Annotated in this window: 15 protein-coding genes; 3 read left to right on the forward strand and 12 right to left on the reverse strand. The window is 72.0% G+C overall.

Annotated features, from left to right (window positions below; genetic code table 11):
- Positions 1-295: 295 nt before the first annotated feature.
- Complete coding sequence (locus tag ACZ56L_RS27670; protein WP_345217309.1) at positions 296-1981, reverse strand: ribonuclease J; 1686 nt, start codon at positions 1979-1981, stop codon at positions 296-298.
- Between the two features lie 145 nt (positions 1982-2126).
- On the reverse strand, positions 2127-3026 hold the full coding sequence (dapA, locus tag ACZ56L_RS27675) for a 4-hydroxy-tetrahydrodipicolinate synthase (protein WP_345217308.1): 900 nt from the start codon (positions 3024-3026) through the stop codon (positions 2127-2129).
- Between the two features lie 385 nt (positions 3027-3411).
- Here dapA and ACZ56L_RS27680 point away from each other — a divergent pair, with 385 nt between their 5' ends.
- Both ACZ56L_RS27680 and ACZ56L_RS27685 read left to right on the forward strand, forming a co-directional pair.
- Positions 3412-3651 carry a hypothetical protein gene (locus ACZ56L_RS27680; protein WP_345217307.1) on the forward strand — a complete coding sequence of 80 codons (240 nt, stop codon included), beginning with the start codon at positions 3412-3414 and terminating at the stop codon, positions 3649-3651.
- A gap of 95 nt (positions 3652-3746) precedes the next feature.
- A complete protein-coding gene (locus tag ACZ56L_RS27685) occupies positions 3747-4298 on the forward strand; it encodes a hypothetical protein (protein WP_345217306.1) in 552 nt (183 codons plus the stop codon).
- A 96-nt stretch (positions 4299-4394) separates the two neighbouring features.
- Here ACZ56L_RS27685 and ACZ56L_RS27690 read toward each other — a convergent pair whose 3' ends face one another.
- From ACZ56L_RS27690 to eccD, 6 genes are all read right to left on the reverse strand, one after another.
- Complete coding sequence (locus ACZ56L_RS27690; protein WP_401762401.1) at positions 4395-4847, reverse strand: hypothetical protein; 453 nt, start codon at positions 4845-4847, stop codon at positions 4395-4397.
- An 11-nt stretch (positions 4848-4858) separates the two neighbouring features.
- Entirely contained in the window at positions 4859-5611 is a 753-nt protein-coding gene (dapB, locus tag ACZ56L_RS27695) for a 4-hydroxy-tetrahydrodipicolinate reductase (RefSeq protein ID WP_345217304.1), read from the reverse strand.
- 29 nt (positions 5612-5640) lie between these two features.
- Positions 5641-7020, reverse strand: coding sequence for a M16 family metallopeptidase (locus ACZ56L_RS27700; protein WP_468691396.1), 1380 nt, complete (start codon positions 7018-7020; stop codon positions 5641-5643).
- Positions 7021-7022: 2 nt separating this feature from the next.
- The gene (locus tag ACZ56L_RS27705) at positions 7023-9236 is read right to left on the reverse strand and encodes a polyribonucleotide nucleotidyltransferase (protein ID WP_380837817.1); all 2214 of its coding nucleotides are present in this window, start codon (positions 9234-9236) and stop codon (positions 7023-7025) included.
- A 369-nt stretch (positions 9237-9605) separates the two neighbouring features.
- Positions 9606-9896 (reverse strand): 30S ribosomal protein S15, encoded by a 291-nt coding sequence (gene rpsO / locus ACZ56L_RS27710; protein WP_185034549.1) that lies wholly within the window; start codon positions 9894-9896, stop codon positions 9606-9608.
- A gap of 188 nt (positions 9897-10084) precedes the next feature.
- On the reverse strand, positions 10085-11626 hold the full coding sequence (gene eccD / locus ACZ56L_RS27715; protein WP_471067055.1) for a type VII secretion integral membrane protein EccD: 1542 nt from the start codon (positions 11624-11626) through the stop codon (positions 10085-10087).
- 486 nt (positions 11627-12112) lie between these two features.
- Between eccD and eccCa the strand changes: the two genes are divergently transcribed.
- Positions 12113-16219, forward strand: a complete 4107-nt coding sequence (eccCa, locus tag ACZ56L_RS27720; RefSeq protein ID WP_471067057.1) for a type VII secretion protein EccCa — start codon at positions 12113-12115, stop codon at positions 16217-16219.
- Positions 16220-16285: 66 nt separating this feature from the next.
- Here eccCa and ACZ56L_RS27725 read toward each other — a convergent pair whose 3' ends face one another.
- Genes ACZ56L_RS27725 through ACZ56L_RS27740 form a run of 4 tightly spaced genes read right to left on the reverse strand, consistent with a single transcriptional unit; the run spans position 16286 to position 18741 of the window.
- On the reverse strand, positions 16286-16585 hold the full coding sequence (locus ACZ56L_RS27725) for a WXG100 family type VII secretion target (RefSeq protein ID WP_345220150.1): 300 nt from the start codon (positions 16583-16585) through the stop codon (positions 16286-16288).
- A gap of 44 nt (positions 16586-16629) precedes the next feature.
- Complete coding sequence (locus ACZ56L_RS27730; protein WP_345220149.1) at positions 16630-16992, reverse strand: WXG100 family type VII secretion target; 363 nt, start codon at positions 16990-16992, stop codon at positions 16630-16632.
- 16 nt (positions 16993-17008) lie between these two features.
- Positions 17009-18286 (reverse strand): hypothetical protein, encoded by a 1278-nt coding sequence (locus tag ACZ56L_RS27735; RefSeq protein ID WP_471067060.1) that lies wholly within the window; start codon positions 18284-18286, stop codon positions 17009-17011.
- On the reverse strand, positions 18283-18741 hold the full coding sequence (locus ACZ56L_RS27740; RefSeq protein ID WP_471067062.1) for a hypothetical protein: 459 nt from the start codon (positions 18739-18741) through the stop codon (positions 18283-18285). Before ACZ56L_RS27740 ends, ACZ56L_RS27735 begins: the two co-directional genes overlap by 4 nt.
- Between the last annotated feature and the right edge of the window lie 31 nt (positions 18742-18772).

Below are 18772 nucleotides of genomic sequence, written 5' to 3' on the forward strand. Positions count from 1 at the left end.
TTTTCGTTCGGTGTTTCTGTTGTTCTTGCGTCTCCGACTCTACCAGACTGTTTCCAGTGCCGATTTCCTCGGTTTCCGCTCGATGCTTTCCAGGTTCTCCGCTTTCGCGATTTCCCTTTCCGGCGGCTCCGACTTTATCAGAAGTTCTGAGTCGGAATTTCCAGTCCCGTGGAGGACGCAGACACGCGAACGTGTGTTGCTTCCCGCTGGGGTGGAAACGTAAACGTACTGGAGCGGGGTGCCTCGATGCAAATCGAGGTGCCCCGCTCCAGAAGATGAGGTACAGGGACCTCGGTCAGACCTCGACCACGACCGGGAGGATCATCGGCCGGCGGCGGTAGGTGTCGGACACCCACTTGCCCACCGAGCGGCGGATGAGCTGCTGGATCTGGTGCGCTTCCATCACTCCGTCGGCCGCGGAGCGCATGAGAGCTTCCTCGATCTTCGGGGTGACGCCGTTGAAGGCCGAGTCGTCGATGCCGGAGCCGCGGGCGTGGAAGGTCGGGCCGCCGACGATCTTGCCGGTGGAGCTGTCGACCACGACGAAGACCGAGATGAAGCCCTCGTCGCCGAGGATGCGGCGGTCCTTGAGGTGGGACTCGGTGACGTCGCCGACCGAGAGGCCGTCGACGTAGACGTAACCGGCCTGGACCTTGCCGACGATCTTGGCGCGGCCGTCGATCAGGTCGACGACGACGCCGTCCTCGGCGATCACGATGTGGTCCTTGCGGACGCCGGTGAGGGCGCCCAGCTCGGCGTTGGCGCGCAGGTGGCGCCATTCGCCGTGGACCGGCATCAGGTTCTTGGGCTTGCAGATGTTGTAGAAGTACAGCAGTTCGCCGGCCGAGGCGTGGCCGGAGACGTGCACCTTCGCGTTGCCCTTGTGGACGACGTTGGCGCCCCAGCGGGTCAGGCCGTTGATGACGCGGTAGACCGCGTTCTCGTTGCCCGGGATGAGGGACGAGGCCAGGATGACCGTGTCGCCGGGGACGATGCGGATCTGGTGGTCGCGGTTGGCCATCCGGGACAGGGCGGCCATCGGCTCGCCCTGGGAGCCGGTGCAGACCAGGACCACTTCCTCGTCGGGGAGGTCGTCGAGGGTCTTGACGTCGACGACGAGGCCGGCCGGGACGCGCAGGTAGCCGAGGTCGCGGGCGATGCCCATGTTGCGGACCATCGAGCGGCCGACGAAGGCGACGCGGCGGCCGTACTCGTGGGCGGCGTCCAGGATCTGCTGGATGCGGTGCACGTGGCTGGCGAAGCTCGCGACGATGATGCGCTTGTCGGCGCTCGCGAAGACGTTGCGGAGCACGTTGGAGATGTCGCGCTCGGGCGGGACGAAGCCCGGGACCTCGGCGTTCGTGGAGTCCGAGAGGAGGAGGTCGATGCCCTCCTCGCTCAGACGCGCGAAGGCGTGGAGGTCGGTGAGGCGGCCGTCCAGCGGGAGCTGGTCCATCTTGAAGTCGCCGGTGGCGACGACCAGGCCCGCGGGGGTGCGGATGGCGACGGCCAGCGCGTCCGGGATGGAGTGGTTGACCGCGACGAACTCGCAGTCGAAGGGGCCCAGGCCCTCGCGGTCGCCCTCGACGACTTCGAGCGTGTACGGGCGGATGCGGTGCTCCTGGAGCTTGGCCTCGATCAGGGCGAGGGTCAGCTTGGAGCCGATCAGCGGGATGTCCGGCTTGAGGCGCAGGAGGTAGGGGACGCCTCCGATGTGGTCCTCGTGGCCGTGGGTCAGGACGATGCCCTCGATGTCGTCGAGGCGGTCCTTGATGGAGGTGAAGTCCGGCAGGATCAGGTCGATGCCGGGCTGCTCCTCCTCCGGGAAGAGGACGCCGCAGTCCACGATGAGGAGGCGGCCGTCGAATTCGAAGACGGTCATGTTGCGGCCGATTTCGCCGAGACCGCCCAGCGGGGTGACGCGCAGGCCGCCCTTGGCCAGCTTCGGGGGGGCGCCGAGTTCGGGGTGCGGATGACTCAAAAGACTCTCCTTACCATGCGCGCCACGGAGCTCGGGGAGAGCGTGGCGAACATGTCGTGACGTGCGCGGACGGCACGTGTGGGGGTGGGGGCGGGGTGTCCGCCCGTGCTGGGGGTGGTGCTTGTTCAGTTGTGAAGTCCGTTGTTCAGAGCTGTACCCCGCCCGCGGCGAGGTCGATCTTGAGCTGGTGGGTTTCGTCGGCGGAGAGCTCGACGAGGGGCAGCCGCAGCGGGCCGGCGGGCAGGCCCTGGAGGGCGAGCGCGGCCTTCGTGGTGATGACGCCCTGGGTGCGGAACATGCCGGTGAAGACCGGGAGGAGCCGCTGGTGGAGCTCGGTGGCCTTCTGCACGTCGCCGGACAGGTGGGCGTCGAGGAGGGTGCGGAGCTCCGGGGTGACGATGTGGCCGACGACGGAGACGAAGCCGCAGGCGCCGACGGAGAGCAGCGGGAGGTTCAGCATGTCGTCGCCGGAGTACCAGGCGAGGCCGGAGCGGGCGATGGCCCAGCTCGCACGGCCCAGATCGCCCTTGGCGTCCTTGTTGGCGACGATCCGGGGGTGCTCGGCGAGGCGGACGATCGTCTCGGTGTTGATCGGTACGCCACTGCGGCCGGGGATGTCGTACAGCATGACCGGGAGTCCGGTGGCGTCCGCGATGGCCGTGAAGTGGCGGAGGAGGCCCTCCTGCGGGGGCTTGTTGTAGTACGGCGTCACCGCGAGCAGGCCGTGAGCGCCGATCTGCTCGGCGGCGCGGGCCAGCTCCAGGCTGTGGCGGGTGTCGTTGGTGCCGACTCCGGCGACGACGTGGGCCCGGTCGCCGACCGCTTCCAGTACCGCCCGTACCAGGTCGTTTTTCTCCGCGTCGCTGGTGGTCGGGGACTCGCCGGTGGTGCCGTTGACGACGAGGCCGTCGTTGCCTGCGTCCACCAGATGGGCGGCGAGCCGCTGAGCGCCGTCGAGGTCGAGTGCGCCGTCCGCCGTGAAGGGCGTGACCATGGCGGTGAGGACCCGCCCGAAGGGGGTCTGCGGAGTGGAGATCGGAGCCATGGGTAACACGCTACTCGCTGATCAGCGCGGGGTGTCCCCTCGGGGGGACACTGGGGAGGCGGGCAGAGGGGGGAAAAGGACACCGGCACTGCCTGCTCGGGGGTTCAAGCAGTGCCGGGTCCGTTTGTTCAGCCTAGATGAACTTCTCGAAACGTCGCAATACGGACACCTCGTGCGGCCCATCCGTACATCTGTGCCCGCCTCCTGTTCCGCAAGGGCCATGCAGGCGCGCAGGTGGCCGCGGGGAAATGAGGCGGCAGGGCGTTCTTTGAGCAATCCGGGGAAATCGGGCACCAAGTGAGACGGTTGTTCGTCTGTCTCTGTAGAGGTGCCTGTGCAGGGCATCACAGACACATCCGGATTGATGACATAAGGAGCGCCACCCATGTTTCGCCGGCGAGAAGCCGTCCCGTTCGCCTTCGTGGCCGAGGCCGACCGCTTCCGCAGTAACGTCGTCCCGCCCACTCCCGAACGCCCCAGTGCGAGTCAGGTGCTCGGCCGATCGCTGGTCGGTCTGACCGTGGTCGCCGGGCTCGTCGGTTCCCTGCTCTTCGGGCTTCCCGCGCTGGACCCGGGGCACTCGACGGGCAAGGTGCAGCAGTCCGAGGCGTCCGAGGGACGTTGACTCCTTCCGGCCCCCCTGAGGTGGCCCGGCAGGAGTCCGCTCGGTAGCCTCACCGGGCACAGCGAATCGAGCGTGCTTGTGAGTGAGGACCAGTCGTGCCCCTGCCTTTCCTGACGGCCGATCGCGCTTTTGAAACAGGCGCGGACGACATCGCGCTGCCGTTCGACGATCACGACCAGTGGCGGCGGCCGTACCGCCCCGGGCCCTACCGGGTCGGGACGGCCGCGCTGTTGCTGCTGCTGGCGTCGTTCGTCCTGCTGTCGGCGATGATCATCGCCTTCGCCGCCGAAGTGACCGGTGCGCTGATCGTGTTCGGCGTCGGGGCGGGCCTGATCGCCTGTGCGCTGCGCATCCTGCGGCTCGGGGTGTGGGTCAGCCGGGCCGGGCTGCGCCGGGTGGGGTTCTTCAGCACCGTGACGGTGCCGTGGGACCAGACCTCCCACGTACGGACCGTGCAGCAGCCGGTGCGGTGGCTCGGGCTGCCGCGCACGGTGCAGGGGCAGGCGCTGGTGATGGACCGGCAGGGCGGTGCGGCGCTGCCGCCGCTGCTCACCGACCACGACGCGGACTTCCTGTCCCGGGTGGAGGCGTTCGACCGGGCGGCCGACACCATTGAGGCGTGGGGCGAGGAGTACCGGGGACGGTAGCGCGACGCGCGGTCAGCACAGGTAAGGGGCGGCCTCCAAGGAGGCCGCCCCTTACCTGTGTGTCTTCGCGCGGATCCGGGAGGACCGGCCGGGTCCCTAGGACGGGACCTGCTTGCCGTCGTGCAGGGCGATGGCGCGCTGCATCGCCCTGCGGGCGCGCGGGGTGTCCCGGGCGTCCTGGTAGGCGACGGCCAGCCGGAACCAGCAGCGCCAGTCGGCCGGGGAGTCCTCGGTCTCCGCGCGGCGCCTGGCGAACACCTCGTCGGCGGAGTCGCGGTCGATCCGGCCGGCCGGAGTGCGCCGCAGTTCGTCGACGGGCAGTGCCCCTTCGGCGTCCAGGAGCGCCGCCAGCTTGTTGGCCTTCCGTACGAACTGGGTGTTCTTCCAGAGGAACCAGACGCCGATGAGTGGGATGATCAGCGCGGCGAGGCCGAGGCCGACGCCCAGCGGGGTGCCCAGTCGCATCATGGCGACGGCACGGCCGCCGACCAGGACGAAGAAGACGACCAGGACGGCTGCCGTGATGAAGTAGGTGATCTTTGCGCGCATGGCGGGTGCCGTCAGTTCAGGTCGAGGAAGTGTTCCAGGCCGAAGGTGAGGCCGGGGGTGGTCACCACGCTGCGAACGCCGAGCAGGATGCCCGGCATGAAGCTGCTGTGGTGCAGGGAGTCGTGGCGGACGGTGAGGGTCTCCCCCTCGCCGCCGAGGAGGACTTCCTGGTGGGCCAGCAGGCCGCGCAGGCGGACCGAGTGGACGGGGACGCCGTCGACGTCGGCGCCGCGTGCGCCGTCCAGGGCGGTCGAGGTGGCGTCCGGCATGGGGGCGCTGCCCGCCTCGGCGCGGGCCGCGGCGATCAGCTGGGCGGTGCGGGCGGCCGTGCCGGAGGGGGCGTCGGCCTTGTTGGGGTGGTGCAGCTCGATGACCTCGACGGACTCGAAGTACGGGGCTGCGATCTGCGCGAACTTCATGGTGAGGACCGCACCGATGGAGAAGTTCGGGGCGATCAGGACACCGGTGGAGGGGGATGCCTCCAGCCAGGAGCCGAGCTGCGCGAGGCGGTCGTCGTTCCAGCCGGTGGTGCCGACGACGGCGTGCATTCCGTGGCGTACACAGAATTCGAGGTTGGCCATCACCGAGTCGGGGTGGGTCAGGTCGACGACGACCTGGGCGCCGGAGTCCTTCAGGGTCTCCAGCGCGTCCTCCCGGTCGAGGGCGGCGACCAGGTCCAGGTCCTCGGCGGCCTCGACGGACCGGGCCGCTTCGGAGCCGATGCGGCCCTTGGCACCGAGGACCGCCACGCGCAGCTTGCTCATTGCTTCTTCCTTAAACGCCGTGAAGGGGGTTACGCGACCGCTTCGTCGAGGCGGGCGGCCTGCTTGTCCTTGAGCGGACCGATCACCGAGAGGGACGGCCGCTGTCCCAGGATGTCGCGGGCGACTTCCCTGACCTCGTCCGGGGTGACCTCGGAGATGCGGGTGAGCATGTCGGTGACCGACATGTGCTCGCCCCAGGCCAGTTCGCTCTTGCCGATGCGGTTCATGAGCGCGCCGGTGTCCTCGAGTCCGAGGACCGTGGAACCGGAGAGCTGGCCGACCGCGCGGCGGATCTCGTCGTCGGTGAGGCCGTCGGCGGCCACCTTGTCGAGTTCGTCGCGGCAGATCTTCAGGACGTCGTGCACCTGGCTCGGGCGGCAGCCCGCGTACACGCCGAACAGGCCGCAGTCGGCGAAGCCCGAGGTGTACGAGTACACGCTGTAGGCCAGGCCGCGCTTCTCGCGGACCTCCTGGAAGAGGCGGGAGGACATGCCGCCGCCGAGGGCGGTGTTGAGGACGCCGAGCGCCCAGCGGCGCTCGTCGTTGCGGGCCAGGCCCGGCATGCCGAGGACGATGTGGGCCTGCTCGGTCTTGCGGTTCAGGAGCTCGACGCGGCCGGCGGTGCGGAGCGTGCGGGAGCCCGCGCGCGGGGCGACCGGGGCGGCGTCCGGGCGGCCGAGGGCGCCGGCGTTCTCGAAGGCCCTGCGGACCTGGCGCACGACCTTGGCGTGGTCCACGTTGCCCGCGGCGGCGACCACCAGGTGGGTGGGGTCGTAGTGCTTCTTGTAGAAGCGGCGGATGCGGTCGGCCTGGAGCGCGTTGATGGTGTCGACGGTGCCCAGGACCGGGCGGCCGAGGGGGGTGTCGCCGAGCATGGTGTGCGCGAACAGGTCGTGCACGCAGTCGCCCGGGTCGTCCTCGGTCATCGCGATCTCTTCGAGGATCACTCCGCGTTCGGCGTCGACGTCCTCCTGGCGGATCAGCGAACCGGTCAGCATGTCGCAGACCGTGTCGATGGCCAGCGGGAGGTCGGTGTCGAGGACGCGGGCGTAGTAGCAGGTGTACTCCTTCGCCGTGAAGGCGTTCATCTCGCCGCCGACCGCGTCGACGGCGGAGGAGATGTCCAGGGCGCTGCGCTTGGCCGTGCCCTTGAAGAGGAGGTGTTCGAGGTAGTGCGTCGCGCCGTTCAGGGACGGGGTCTCGTCGCGGGAGCCGACGTTGGCCCAGATGCCGAAGGTGGCGGAGCGGACGGAGGGGAGGGTTTCGGTGACGATGCGCAGGCCGCCCGGGAGGGTGGTCCTGCGGACGGTGCCGATGCCGTTCTCGCCCTTGAGGAGCGTTTGGGTACGGGCGACGGCCCGCCCCTCCGAGGAGGGGCGGGCCGTCGCCGCGGAACTGCTCGACGTCACTTTTAGGCGTCGTCCTTCTGGTCGTCGTCGCCCTCTTCGCCCTCGATGACGGGGATGAGGGAGAGCTTGCCGCGGGAGTCGATCTCGGCGATCTCGACCTGCACCTTGGCGCCGACCGCGAGCACGTCCTCGACGTTCTCCACGCGCTTGCCGCCGGCGAGCTTGCGGATCTGCGAGATGTGCAGCAGACCGTCCTTGCCCGGCATGAGCGACACGAACGCGCCGAAGGTGGTCGTCTTGACGACCGTGCCCAGGTAGCGCTCGCCGACCTCCGGCATGGTCGGGTTGGCGATGCCGTTGATCGTGGCGCGGGCGGCCTCGGCGGCCGGGCCGTCGGCGGCACCGATGTAGATGGTGCCGTCGTCCTCGATCGTGATGTCGGCGCCGGTGTCCTCCTGGATCTGGTTGATCATCTTGCCCTTGGGGCCGATGACCTCACCGATCTTGTCCACCGGGATCTTGACGGTGATGATGCGCGGCGCGTTCGGGGACATCTCGTCCGGAACGTCGATGGCCTCGTTCATCACGTCGAGGATGTGCAGACGCGCGTCACGGGCCTGCTTCAGCGCGGCGGCCAGGACCGAGGCGGGGATGCCGTCGAGCTTGGTGTCGAGCTGGAGGGCGGTGACGAAGGTCTTCGTACCGGCGACCTTGAAGTCCATGTCGCCGAACGCGTCCTCGGCGCCGAGGATGTCGGTCAGCGCGACGTAGTGCGTCTTGCCGTCGATCTCCTCGGAGATGAGGCCCATGGCGATGCCGGCGACGGGGGCCTTGAGCGGCACACCGGCGTTCAGCAGCGACATGGTGGAGGCGCAGACCGAGCCCATCGAGGTGGAGCCGTTGGAGCCCAGCGCCTCGGAGACCTGGCGGATCGCGTAGGGGAACTCCTCGCGCGTCGGCAGGACCGGCACGATCGCGCGCTCGGCGAGCGCGCCGTGGCCGATCTCGCGGCGCTTGGGGGAGCCGACGCGGCCCGTCTCGCCGACGGAGTACGGCGGGAAGTTGTAGTTGTGCATGTAGCGCTTGCGGGTCACCGGGGAGAGGGTGTCCAGCATCTGCTCCATGCGCAGCATGTTGAGGGTGGTGACGCCCAGGATCTGGGTCTCGCCACGCTCGAACAGGGCGGAGCCGTGCACGCGCGGGATGGCCTCGACCTCGGCGGCGAGGGTACGGATGTCCGTGATCCCGCGGCCGTCGATGCGGACCTTGTCCTTGATGATGCGCTCGCGGACCAGCTTCTTGGTCAGCGCGCGGTACGCACCCGAGATCTCCTTCTCGCGGCCCTCGAAGGCCGGGAGCAGCTTCTCGGCGGCGATGTCCTTGACGCGGTCCAGCTCGGCCTCGCGCTCCTGCTTGCCGGCGATGGTGAGCGCCTGGGCGAGCTCGGACTTGACGGCCTTGGTGAGGGCCTCCAGGACGTCGTCCTGGTAGTCGAGGAAGACCGGGAACTCGCCGGTGGGCTTGGCGGCCTTGGCGGCGAGGTCCGACTGGGCCTTGCAGAGGTTCTTGATGAACGGCTTGGCGGCTTCCAGACCGGCGGCGACGACCTCTTCGGTCGGGGCCTCGGCGCCGTCCTTGACGAGCTGGATGGTCTTCTCGGTGGCCTCGGCCTCGACCATCATGATCGCGACGTCGCCGTCCTCCAGGACGCGACCGGCGACGACCATGTCGAAGACGGCGTCCTCGAGCTCGGTGTGCGTCGGGAACGCGACCCACTGGCCCTTGATCAGGGCGACGCGGGTGGCGCCGATCGGGCCGGAGAAGGGCAGGCCCGCCAGGATCGTGGAGCAGGACGCGGCGTTGATGGCCACCACGTCGTACAGGTGGTCGGGGTTGAGCGCCATGATCGTCTCGACGATCTGGATCTCGTTGCGCAGGCCCTTCTTGAAGGAGGGGCGCAGCGGCCGGTCGATCAGGCGGCAGGTGAGGATCGCGTCCTCGGAGGGCCGGCCCTCGCGGCGGAAGAAGCTGCCGGGGATCTTGCCGGCGGCGTACATGCGCTCTTCGACGTCCACCGTGAGGGGGAAGAAGTCGAGCTGGTCCTTGGGGCGCTTGGAGGCGGTCGTGGCCGACATCACCATGGTGTCGTCGTCCAGGTAGGCGACGGCGGAACCGGCGGCCTGCTTGGCCAGACGGCCCGTCTCGAAGCGGATGGTGCGGGTGCCGAAAGTGCCGTTGTCGATGACGGCCTCGGCGTAGTGGGTCTCGTTCTCCACTAGCGTTTTCTCCTCGTCTTCGTCTCCTGCACCCGTGTGGTGAGGGACGGTGGCGGAGAAGGGCGCGCTCCGTGGTGCGGGCCGGTCTTCGATCGAAGCACCCGGGGTCATGTTTCTCCGGGGGCCACTACCGAGGACCGGCGGGCTGGGCTGCGCCGCTTCTCGCTGCTTCGTTGTGCTGCTTCTTCGTTCTCGTTCGTCGTGCGGTGCTGCTGGGCAGCGGTGCTGCGCTCGCAGCGGTACTGCGGGTGTTCCGCGTACCAGACTAAATGGCGACCGGTACGTCGTGCACGTACGAGCTCCGTGAGCTCCGTACGTACGGCGAAGGGAGCGGCCCCAGTAGGCGGGAACCGCTCCCTTCGTGGCGTCTTACTTGGCGCCGCCGGCCGCACCGCGGCGGATGCCGAGGCGGTCGACCAGCGCACGGAAGCGCTGGATGTCCTTCTTGGCGAGGTACTGGAGCAGGCGACGACGCTGGCCGACCAGGATCAGCAGACCCCGGCGGGAGTGGTGGTCGTGCTTGTGCGTCTTGAGGTGCTCGGTCAGGTCCGAGATGCGACGGGAAAGCATGGCGACCTGGACCTCGGGAGAGCCCGTGTCGCCCTCCTTCTGGCCGAACTCGGACATGATCTGCTTCTTTACAGCGGCGTCGAGAGCCATGCGTACTCCTCGTGAGTGAAGTGACTGCCACCGAGTGCCCCTGGTCTTGGTCTCAGGGGAGCTTCCGTTACTCGGGAGGCGGGGATCCGCTGGGCGCAGCCCCCAGAGCTCCGGGGAGACTCCGACGAGCGCGTACACAAACGGCCGTAGGTCAGAGTACCAGGCGGTTTGTGCGGGCCTCGCCAGGGCTACCTCGGGCCCAGGCCGCGCAGGGTGCGGTAGGCGTCGAAGACGGCCAGGCACAGCGGGACGAGGGTGAGCAGGACGCAGCCTTCGGCGAGCTCCAGGAAGCGGCCCCAGAACGGGGTGACCCCCTTCTTGGGGACGATCAGCGCGATCGCGGTCAGGGCCGCGGCGGTGGCGGCGGTGCCTGCCGCGATGACGATCGTGCGCAGGCCGGGGTCGGGGGCGCCGGCGTGCGGCGGGTGCAGGGCGAGGCCGAGTCCGAGCAGGAGCAGGGCGGCGAGGCCCGCGCCGAGGGTGCAGGCGGCCTGGGCGGTGTGGCGGAAGAGGTGGGCGCGCGTCAGGAACGCGATGCCGAGGGCCAGGGCGAGGAACTGGGCGCTGAGGCCGCCGGAGAAGCCGAGGACGGCGGCGCAGGCGGTGGCGGTGAGGGCGCAGCCGCCGACGAGGGCGGTGAGGAGGGCGTGGGCGCGGTGGGTGCGGTGGACGAGGGGGACGGGGTCCGGGCCGCCGCCGGGGTGGGTGGGGTGCGTGTTCGCGTCGGCTGTCGGGGCGGGGGCGTCGGGGGTGACGGCTGTACGGGGTGGGGCGAAGCCCACGGGGAGGCGGGCGAAGCGGGCGGCGAGGCCGGGGAGGCAGGCGAGGGCGCCCACCAGGAGCGGGACGCCGAGGGCGGCGGTGCGGGCGGGGGCGAGGCCGGCGAGGGCGCCGGTGAAGGTGAGCAGCAGGCCGGTGGCGGCGGCGGTCGCGGTGGCGAGGAAGGGGGCGGCGGCGAGGGGGTGCGGGGCGGGGCGGGCTCCCTCCGGGAGGCGGGGTTTCGCCGTGGGGGTGGCCAGGGTCAGCAGGACGGAGGCGAGCAGTACGGCGGTGCAGGCCAGCAGGAGGTGGAGGCGGCCGGGGCCCTGGCCGGGGGTGGGCGGCAGGAGAGCGGTGGCGGCGACGGCCGTGTGCGCGAGCGCGGGCAGGCCGAGGGCGAGGGCGGCGCCCTGGTCCTCGTACACCCGGGTGCGTACGGCGGCGAGGGCGAGGAGGAGGACGGCGGTGACCGCGGCGAGGGCGGCGGGGAGGCCATGGGCGGGGGCCGCCCTCCAGAGGGCGAAGGCGAGCAGGGCGAGAAGTGCGGACGCGGCGAACAGACCTGCTTGGCGGGTGAGTTGGTCGCTCCAGAGGGTGCGGTCGCGGGCGACGGCGGCGGCGACCTCGTCGCACACGTCGTCGAAGACGGGCGGGGCGAGGGACTCCGCGTAGGGGCGCAGGGCCAGGATCTCGCCGTCGAGGACGCGTTGGGCGGCGAGGGTGCGGGAGCTGTCCAGCGGGGTGCCGTCGCGGCGGACCAGGTGGTGGCCGACGGGGGCGTAGGGGGTGGGGCGCGGGGCGGAGAGACGGAGGATCTCGGGGAGGAGCTCGGCGAGGGGGAGGTCGGCGGGGAGGGCGAGGTCGATGCGGGCGGTGGGGGTGGTGAGGGTGAGGCGGCGGAGGGGGGTCGGGGGGTGAGGTGGGGCCGGGGTTTGGGTGGGGGTGGGGGTTTGGGTCGGGGTGGTGGGCAACGGGAGGGTCTCCTTTCGGGGGATGTTCGGGTGGGGTGTTTCGGGTGGGGCGTTTCGGGTGGAGGTGTGAGGGGGCGTTGGTCCAACGGGGGTGGGGGCGGGGAGGGTGCGGGGGGCGCCGGGGGCTTGCGGGGGGACGGGGCGGGAGTTTTGGGGTGCGGGCCCGGGGGCCTTGGTGGACGTGTGGCCGGTGCAGGCGCTTGGGCAGGGGCGGCACCCGGGTGGGCCGGGAGCGGAAGGGGCCGCCCTCATGCCCGCCCTCCCCCAAGCTCTCGGCTTCGCTCAAGCAAGGGGTGCCCCCTCGCCCCCTTGGGGCGGCTGCGAAAGCCCAAGGAAGCGGGGGCGGCAGGGTGCCTGCGATGCGCAAGGGGACGGGGAGGAAGGAATGAGTGCATCGCCCGAGAGGTGGGGGCGGGGCAGTAGGGTTCGCGGGCGGTTGAGGGGGGTTGGGGGGCATACGGCTGTTCGGTGAGGGGATCGGGGATCGTGGGTCAGGTTGTAGTGAAGCGTCCGCCTCGGGTGTTGCCGCCCGTTTTCCCGGCCGAGCAGGTGCGGGTGCAGCCGCCGCCCGAGTTGCCGCGCGGGCAGCAGGAGGGGGTGCTGATGCAGCTCCTGCCGCTGCTCGGGATGGGCGGGTCGGTGGTCTTTCTGTTCCTCGGCAAGCAGACGATCATGATGGTGATGGGCGGGCTCATGATCGCCTCCACCGTCACCATGGCGATCGCCATGATGGTGCGTCACCGACGGGGCAGTCAGGGGCAGTTGGCGGATCTGCGGCGCGATTACCTCAAGCACCTCGCGCAGGCGCGGCGGGCCGTGCGGAAGATCGCCCGGACCCAGCGGGACGTGCAGTTGTTCGTGCACCCGGCTCCGGAGCAGCTCTGGGCGCTCGTGGCCGAGGGCAGCCGGGTGTGGGAGCGGCGGGTGGGCGACCCCGATTTCGTGCAGGTGCGGGTGGGGCTGGGGAGTCAGGCGCTCGCCGCTCCCCTGGAGGCTCCGGAGACCGCGCCCGTCGATGAGCTGGAGCCGCTGACGGCGGGGGCGCTGAAGCGGTTTCTGGCGGTGCACAGCACGGTGGACGATCTGCCGATGGCCGTGTCGTTGCGGGCCTTCTACCACGTGACGGTGAGTGGGGACGAGGAGCGCGCACGGGACGAGGTGCGGGCCGTGGTCGGGCAGTTGGGTGCGTTGCACTCCCCCGCCGACCTGGTGGTCGCGGTCGCGGCGGGCGAGCGGGCCGCGGCGGAGTGGGAATGGGTGAAGTGGCTGCCGCACGCGCAGGCGCGCGACGCGTCGGTCGCGGAGGACGGCGCCGGCTGCCGGAGGCTGGTGGCCGGCGGGGTGCGGGAGCTGGAGGAACTGCTCGGCGGGGTGCTGGAGGGGCGGCCCCGCTTCCGGGCGGACGGGGAGCCGTTGGTGGAGCGGCCGCACGTGGTGGTCGTACTCGACGGCGTGACGGTTGTGCCGGGGTGTGCGCTGGCCTCGGCGGACGGGCTCCAGGGGGTGACCGTGGTCGAGGTCGTGCCCGGGGAGCTGGGCGACGAGGACGCGCGGGGTGCGCTGTCCGTGGTCGTGCGGGAAGGAGCGTTGCGGCTGGAGTCGGGGCGGGCGGAGGGCGCGGTCGCGTACGAGGGCGTGCCGGACGCCCTCGAGGTCGCGGCGGCGGAGGCGCTGGCCCGGCAGCTCGCGCCGCTGCGGGCCCCGGTGGGGGTCGACGAGGGTGAACCGCTGCTGGCGGAGCTGGAGTTCACCGATCTGCTGGAGCTGGGGGACGCCGGGGAGGTCGAGGTCGCGCGGACCTGGCGGGCGCGGCCCCGGGCGGACCGGTTGCGGGTGCCGATCGGGGTCGGGGAGGACGGTGCTCCCGTACTCCTGGATCTGAAGGAGGCGGCGCAGGAGGGGATGGGTCCGCACGGGCTCTGTGTCGGGGCGACCGGGTCGGGCAAGTCGGAGCTGCTGCGGACGCTGGTGCTGGGGCTGGCGGTCACGCACTCGTCGGAGACCTTGAACTTCGTGCTGGCGGACTTCAAGGGCGGGGCGACGTTCGCGGGGATGGCGCGGTTGCCGCACGTGGCGGCGGTGATCACCAATCTGGCTGACGACCTGTCGCTGGTGGACCGGATGGGGGACTCGATCCGGGGCGAGCTGAACCGGCGGCAGGAGCTGCTGCGGGACGCGGGCAACTACGCGAACGTGCACGACTACGAGCGGGCGCGGGCGGCGGGGGTGCGGGCGGGCCGGGCGCCGTTGGCGCCGATCCCGTCGCTGGTGCTGGTGATCGACGAGTTCAGCGAGCTGCTGACGGCGATGCCGGACTTCATCGAGATGTTCGTGCAGATCGGGCGGATCGGCCGGTCGCTGGGGGTTCATCTGCTGCTGGCGTCGCAGCGGCTGGAAGAGGGGCGGCTGCGCGGCCTCGAGACGTACCTGTCGTACCGGGTGGGGCTGCGCACCTTCTCGGCTGCGGAGTCGCGGGCGGCGCTGGGGGTGCCGGACGCGTACCGGCTGCCGAACGTGCCGGGGTCGGGGTACCTCAAGCACGGGACGGACGAGCTGGTGCGGTTCAAGGCCGCCTACGTCTCCGGGCCGTACCGGAGCGGGGCGGACGCGGGGGACGCCGGGGCGGGGCCGGGGGCCGGGGCCCGGCAGCGGCGGGGACCGGTGCGGTTCACGGCGGGGTGGGTGGATCCGGTGGCGGGGGCGGGTGACGTGCGGGACGGGGACGCGGCACCGGAGGCGCGCTCGGCGCGGGGTGGGAGCGGGGCGCCGGAGGCGCACGGTACGCGTGGGGACACGCCGGACGGCGCCGGCGGGTGCGTCGGCACGGTTCCCCCGCCCGCGCGGTCGTCCGGGGGAGGTACGGAGGAGGCGCTCGGGGAGTCCGTGCTGGACGTGGTGGTGCGCAGGCTGGAGGGGCGGGGGCCCGGGGCGCACCGGGTGTGGCTGCCGCCGTTGGACTCTCCGCCGGCGCTCGACGCGTTCGGGGCCGTGGGCGCCCTGACCGTACCGCTGGGGTACGTCGACAAGCCGTACGAGCAGCGGCGGGACGTGCTGGTGCGGGACTTCTCCGGGGCCGGTGGCCACATGCAGATCGTCGGCGGGCCGCGGTCCGGGAAGTCGACCTTGCTGCGCACGCTCGTGGCCGCGTTCGCGTGGACGCACTCGCCGCGGGACGTGCAGTTCTACGGGCTGGACTTCGGCGGTGGCGGGCTGTCCGCCGTCGCCGGGCTGCCGCACGTCGGGGGTGTCGCCTCGCGGCTCGACCCCGAGCGGGTGCGGCGGACCGTCGCCGAGGTGCACGGGGTGCTGGCGGACCGCGAAGAGCTCTTCCGGGCCGCCGGCATCGACTCCGTGGCGACCTGCCGGACGATGCGGGCGCGCGGGGAGGGGGCCGCGGCCGCGCAGCCGTGGGGGGACGTGTTCCTGGTGGTGGACGGCTGGGGGAACTTCCGTACCGAGTACGAGGCCCTGGAGCCGGTGGTCGTCGACATCGCGGCGCGGGGGCTCGGGTACGGGGTGCACGTGGTGCTGACCGCCTCGCGGTCGATGGAGGTACGCGGCCAGCTCAAGGACCTGCTGATGAACCGGCTGGAGCTGCGGCTCGGTGACGTCATGGACTCCGAGCTGGACCGGAAGGCCGCCGCCCAGGTGCCGGCCGGGGTGCCGGGGCGCGGTCTGACCCCCGAGAAGCTGCACTTCATGGGGGCGGTGCCGCGCTGCGACGGGGTGGAGTCGGCGGAGGGGCTGGCGGCGGCCACCGCCGCGCTCGTACGGGAGGTCCGGGAGCGGTGGGCGGACGTTCCGCGGGCTCCTCGCGTACGTCTGCTGCCGAGGGAACTGCCCCTGCGGGAACTGCCGGGCGGCGGGGAGCGGCCCGGGGACGGGGTGGCGTTCGGCGTGGACGAGGACCGGCTGGAACCGGTGTTCGCGGACTTCGAACGGGACCCGTTCTTCCTGGTGTTCGGGGAGGGCGAGTCGGGCAGGACGAATCTGCTGCGGTTGCTGATCGGGCAGTTGAGCGAGCGGTACGCGGGCGAGGACTGCAAGTTCTTCGTGATCGACGACCGGCGCGGACTGCTCGGCGCCGCTCCCCCGTCGCACCTGGCGGAGTACGTGCCGATGTCGCACTCCATGGACCACCACGTGGAGGCGCTGGCCGAACTGATGCGGCGGCGGGCCCCGTCGGCGGACGTGACGGCGCGGGAGTTGAAGGAACGGAGCTGGTGGGAGGGGCCGACGGTGTTCGTGGTGGTGGACGACTACGACCTGGTGGCCACGTCGAGCGGCAATCCGCTGGCGCCGCTGGTGGAGCTGCTGCCGTTCGCGCGGGACGTCGGCGTGCGGTTCGTGCTGGCGCGGAACACGGCGGGGGCGAGCAGGGCGGCCTATGAGCCGTTCGTGCAGCGGATGGTGGAGCTGGGGGCGCAGGGGGTGGTGCTGTCCGGCGATCCGAATGAGGGGGAGGTGTTCGCCGGGGTACGGCCGAGACCGCTGCCCGTGGGGCGCGGGGTGGCGGTGTCCCGGCGGAGGGGGGCGGCGTTGGTGCAGACGGGGTGGGTGGAGCAGGGGGGACGCGTGGGAGCGGGCGGCTGAGGCCGGGACGCGGCGGAGCGCCCCTGCCCCGGCGCCGGGGCGGGGGGCGCTCGTGTGTGGTTCCGCCTACAGGAAGCCCTGGGCGGCTTTGCGGTCGCCCTCACGGTAGGCGGGCGCGGCGTTCTGGACGGCGCGGGAGATCTGGAGGAGGGAGGTGTGGATGGCCTTCGCCTCGCGGTCCCATTGGGCCTGGGCCGTGTTGTAGGCCTCGCGGGCGTCGCCGGCCCAGAGTTCGGAGACGGCGGAGATCTTCGTCCTGATGGCCTCGAGGCTCTGGTCCAGGCGGTTCGCCTGGGTCTGGATCGCGCGGGCCGCGTCGTCCAGAGCCGCGTACGTGACCAGCATGGTGCCGTCGTTGGCGGGCATGGCGGTGCTCCTCAAGGTGGATCGGGTGGGTGGAGGCCGGTGGGTCAGTAGCGGGAGAACGAGGAAGGGGGTGCGGGGGGTGTGGTGCCGCCTCCCTGGTAGCCGGGGGCCACGTCGATTCCGCGCATCGCGGCGAGGACGTCGTCCTCCGTGTTTCCCGAGATCGTGCGGGCCGCTTCGATCGCCTCCTGGAATTTCAGGAGGAGCTTGCCGATGCGGACCATGTTCTGGTTGATCTGCGCCTGTTTGGTGTTGAAGGCGCCCGCCCCGATTCCCTTCCACTGCCCTTCCAGGGCGTCGATCGTGGCGTGCAGCGCGTGGAGTTGGCCCTTCACGCTCTGGAAGTTCTGGTTGAGCTCCGTCTGGAGTTGCGCCAGCGCGACTCCGTTGACCTTCTGGACTGCCATGGGTGGGGTCTCCTCCTCAGTGCGGGTGGTGGGGGTCCGCCGGGGCGGTGATGACCGCGGGGGTGGCCGGGGGCCGGCCCGCGGTCCAGGTCGAGGTGTCCTCGGTGGCCCGGGGCGGCGGCGTCGCACGGCGGCCCGTGCGGGAGGCGGCGGCCGGCCGGGAGCGCACCAGGCCCGCGCCGCCCTGGGTGAAGGCGGGGCGGGGGGTGGGCGTCGCCGTTCGCGCGGGGATGCCGCCCGTGATTCCCGGGATGCCGGGGAGGGCGCGCGGGAGCGGGGCGGCCGGGGCGGGCCCGCTGCTCCCGGCCGGGGTCGCGGCGGAGCCGGGGACGGCGGTGGGGGGCAGGGGCGCGGGCGTTCCGTACCCGGAAGGCACCGCGCGGGTCAGCAGGGGGACGGCGACCCCTCCGGAGATCGCCCCGGGGAGCGGCTGCGCCGGGGCCGGGGCGGGGCCCGGTGGCTGGGCGGACGCGGCCGGCGGCGGGACCGGCTGCGCGCCCGGGGACACGCTGTTGAGCTCCATGGCCGTCGGCGGCGCGGACTCGGCGGGCGCGGCCGGGGCGAGCGGTGCGGGGGCTGCCCGGTGCGGTGGGCCCGCCGAGGTCAGGTCGTCCCGGGTGGCGACCTCGCCCCAGCCCGGAGCGGACCCGTGCGGGGCGGTGCGGGGGGCCGACGGGACCGTTCCGGAGGGGTCGGCCGATGCGGCGGGACCGCTGCCCGAACCACCCGCGCCGCCCGCACTACCCGGACCGCCCATGCCGCCCGCGCCCGTCGGCGCAGAAGGCGCGGCGGCGGCTCCGGGTGAGGCCGGTCGCGGGACGTCTGCCCGCAGGTCGGGGACGAAGGCGGGCGGTTCCGCCGAGGCCAGGTTCGCGCCCGCCACCGCGTAGAAGGAGGCCAGCCGGTTGAGCTGGTTCACCGCCTCCTGCCGGTGCGGTTCCGCCGGTCCGCCGGGCAGGCCCCCGTCCGGGGTCGTGCTCCGCGGCGGCATGGAGTTCCGTACCGACGTCAGGCCCCCGGCGGCCTCCTCCAGTTGGCCGGCGACGATGCCCGCGTACCTGCCCAGGTCGTCCGCGTGGTCGGCCAGGCGGGCGCCGAAGCGGCGGAACTCCCGTTCCGCCTCGCCCTTCCACGCCACCGCGTCCAGGCGGCGGCGCAGTTCGACCGCCACGTCCGCGAAGGCCGCGCGCACCCCGGTCAGTGCCAGGGCCGCGCCTGCCACCGCGCGCGGGTTCGCGGCGTCGACCAGGTCGATCATCGTGTTCAGGGGCTGGTCCTCGAAGCCGCTCGTCATGCGTCGGCCCGTCCTTCGTGTTCCGTACGGGACCGGATCGACCAGAAGCGCCGGCGCTGGTCCTCCTCCAGGTTGTCGAAGCCGATCTCCGCGCCATGGACCGCGATCGACAGGTACTCGATCTGTTCGGTGAGGGAGCGGGAGAGCTTCACCAGGCCCAGGTGCGCACGGCGGTACTGCGCGTGCAGGTCGTCGGCCTCCGGGAAGGAGGTGCCGGGTGCCCCCAGGTCGGCGCGGGTGAGGCGGTGGGCCGCCGGCCTTCCCGGGCCCGCCGGGCCGTCCTCGAACGTGGCGAGCAGCGTGTGCACGTGGGTGCGGAAGCGGCGCAGCGCGTCCGCGCCCCGGGCGAGGTCGCCGCCGAGGCCGCCCCCCGGTGCGGCATGGGCGGCCGGTGCGGTGGGGGCGGCCGGTGCGGTGGGGGCGGCCGGTGCGGGAGTGCGGTCTCCGTCGCGCACGGGGCTCCTTTCGTCCCGGAGGTAGGGGTGG

Source organism: Streptomyces sp. NPDC039736 (assembly GCF_055596485.1).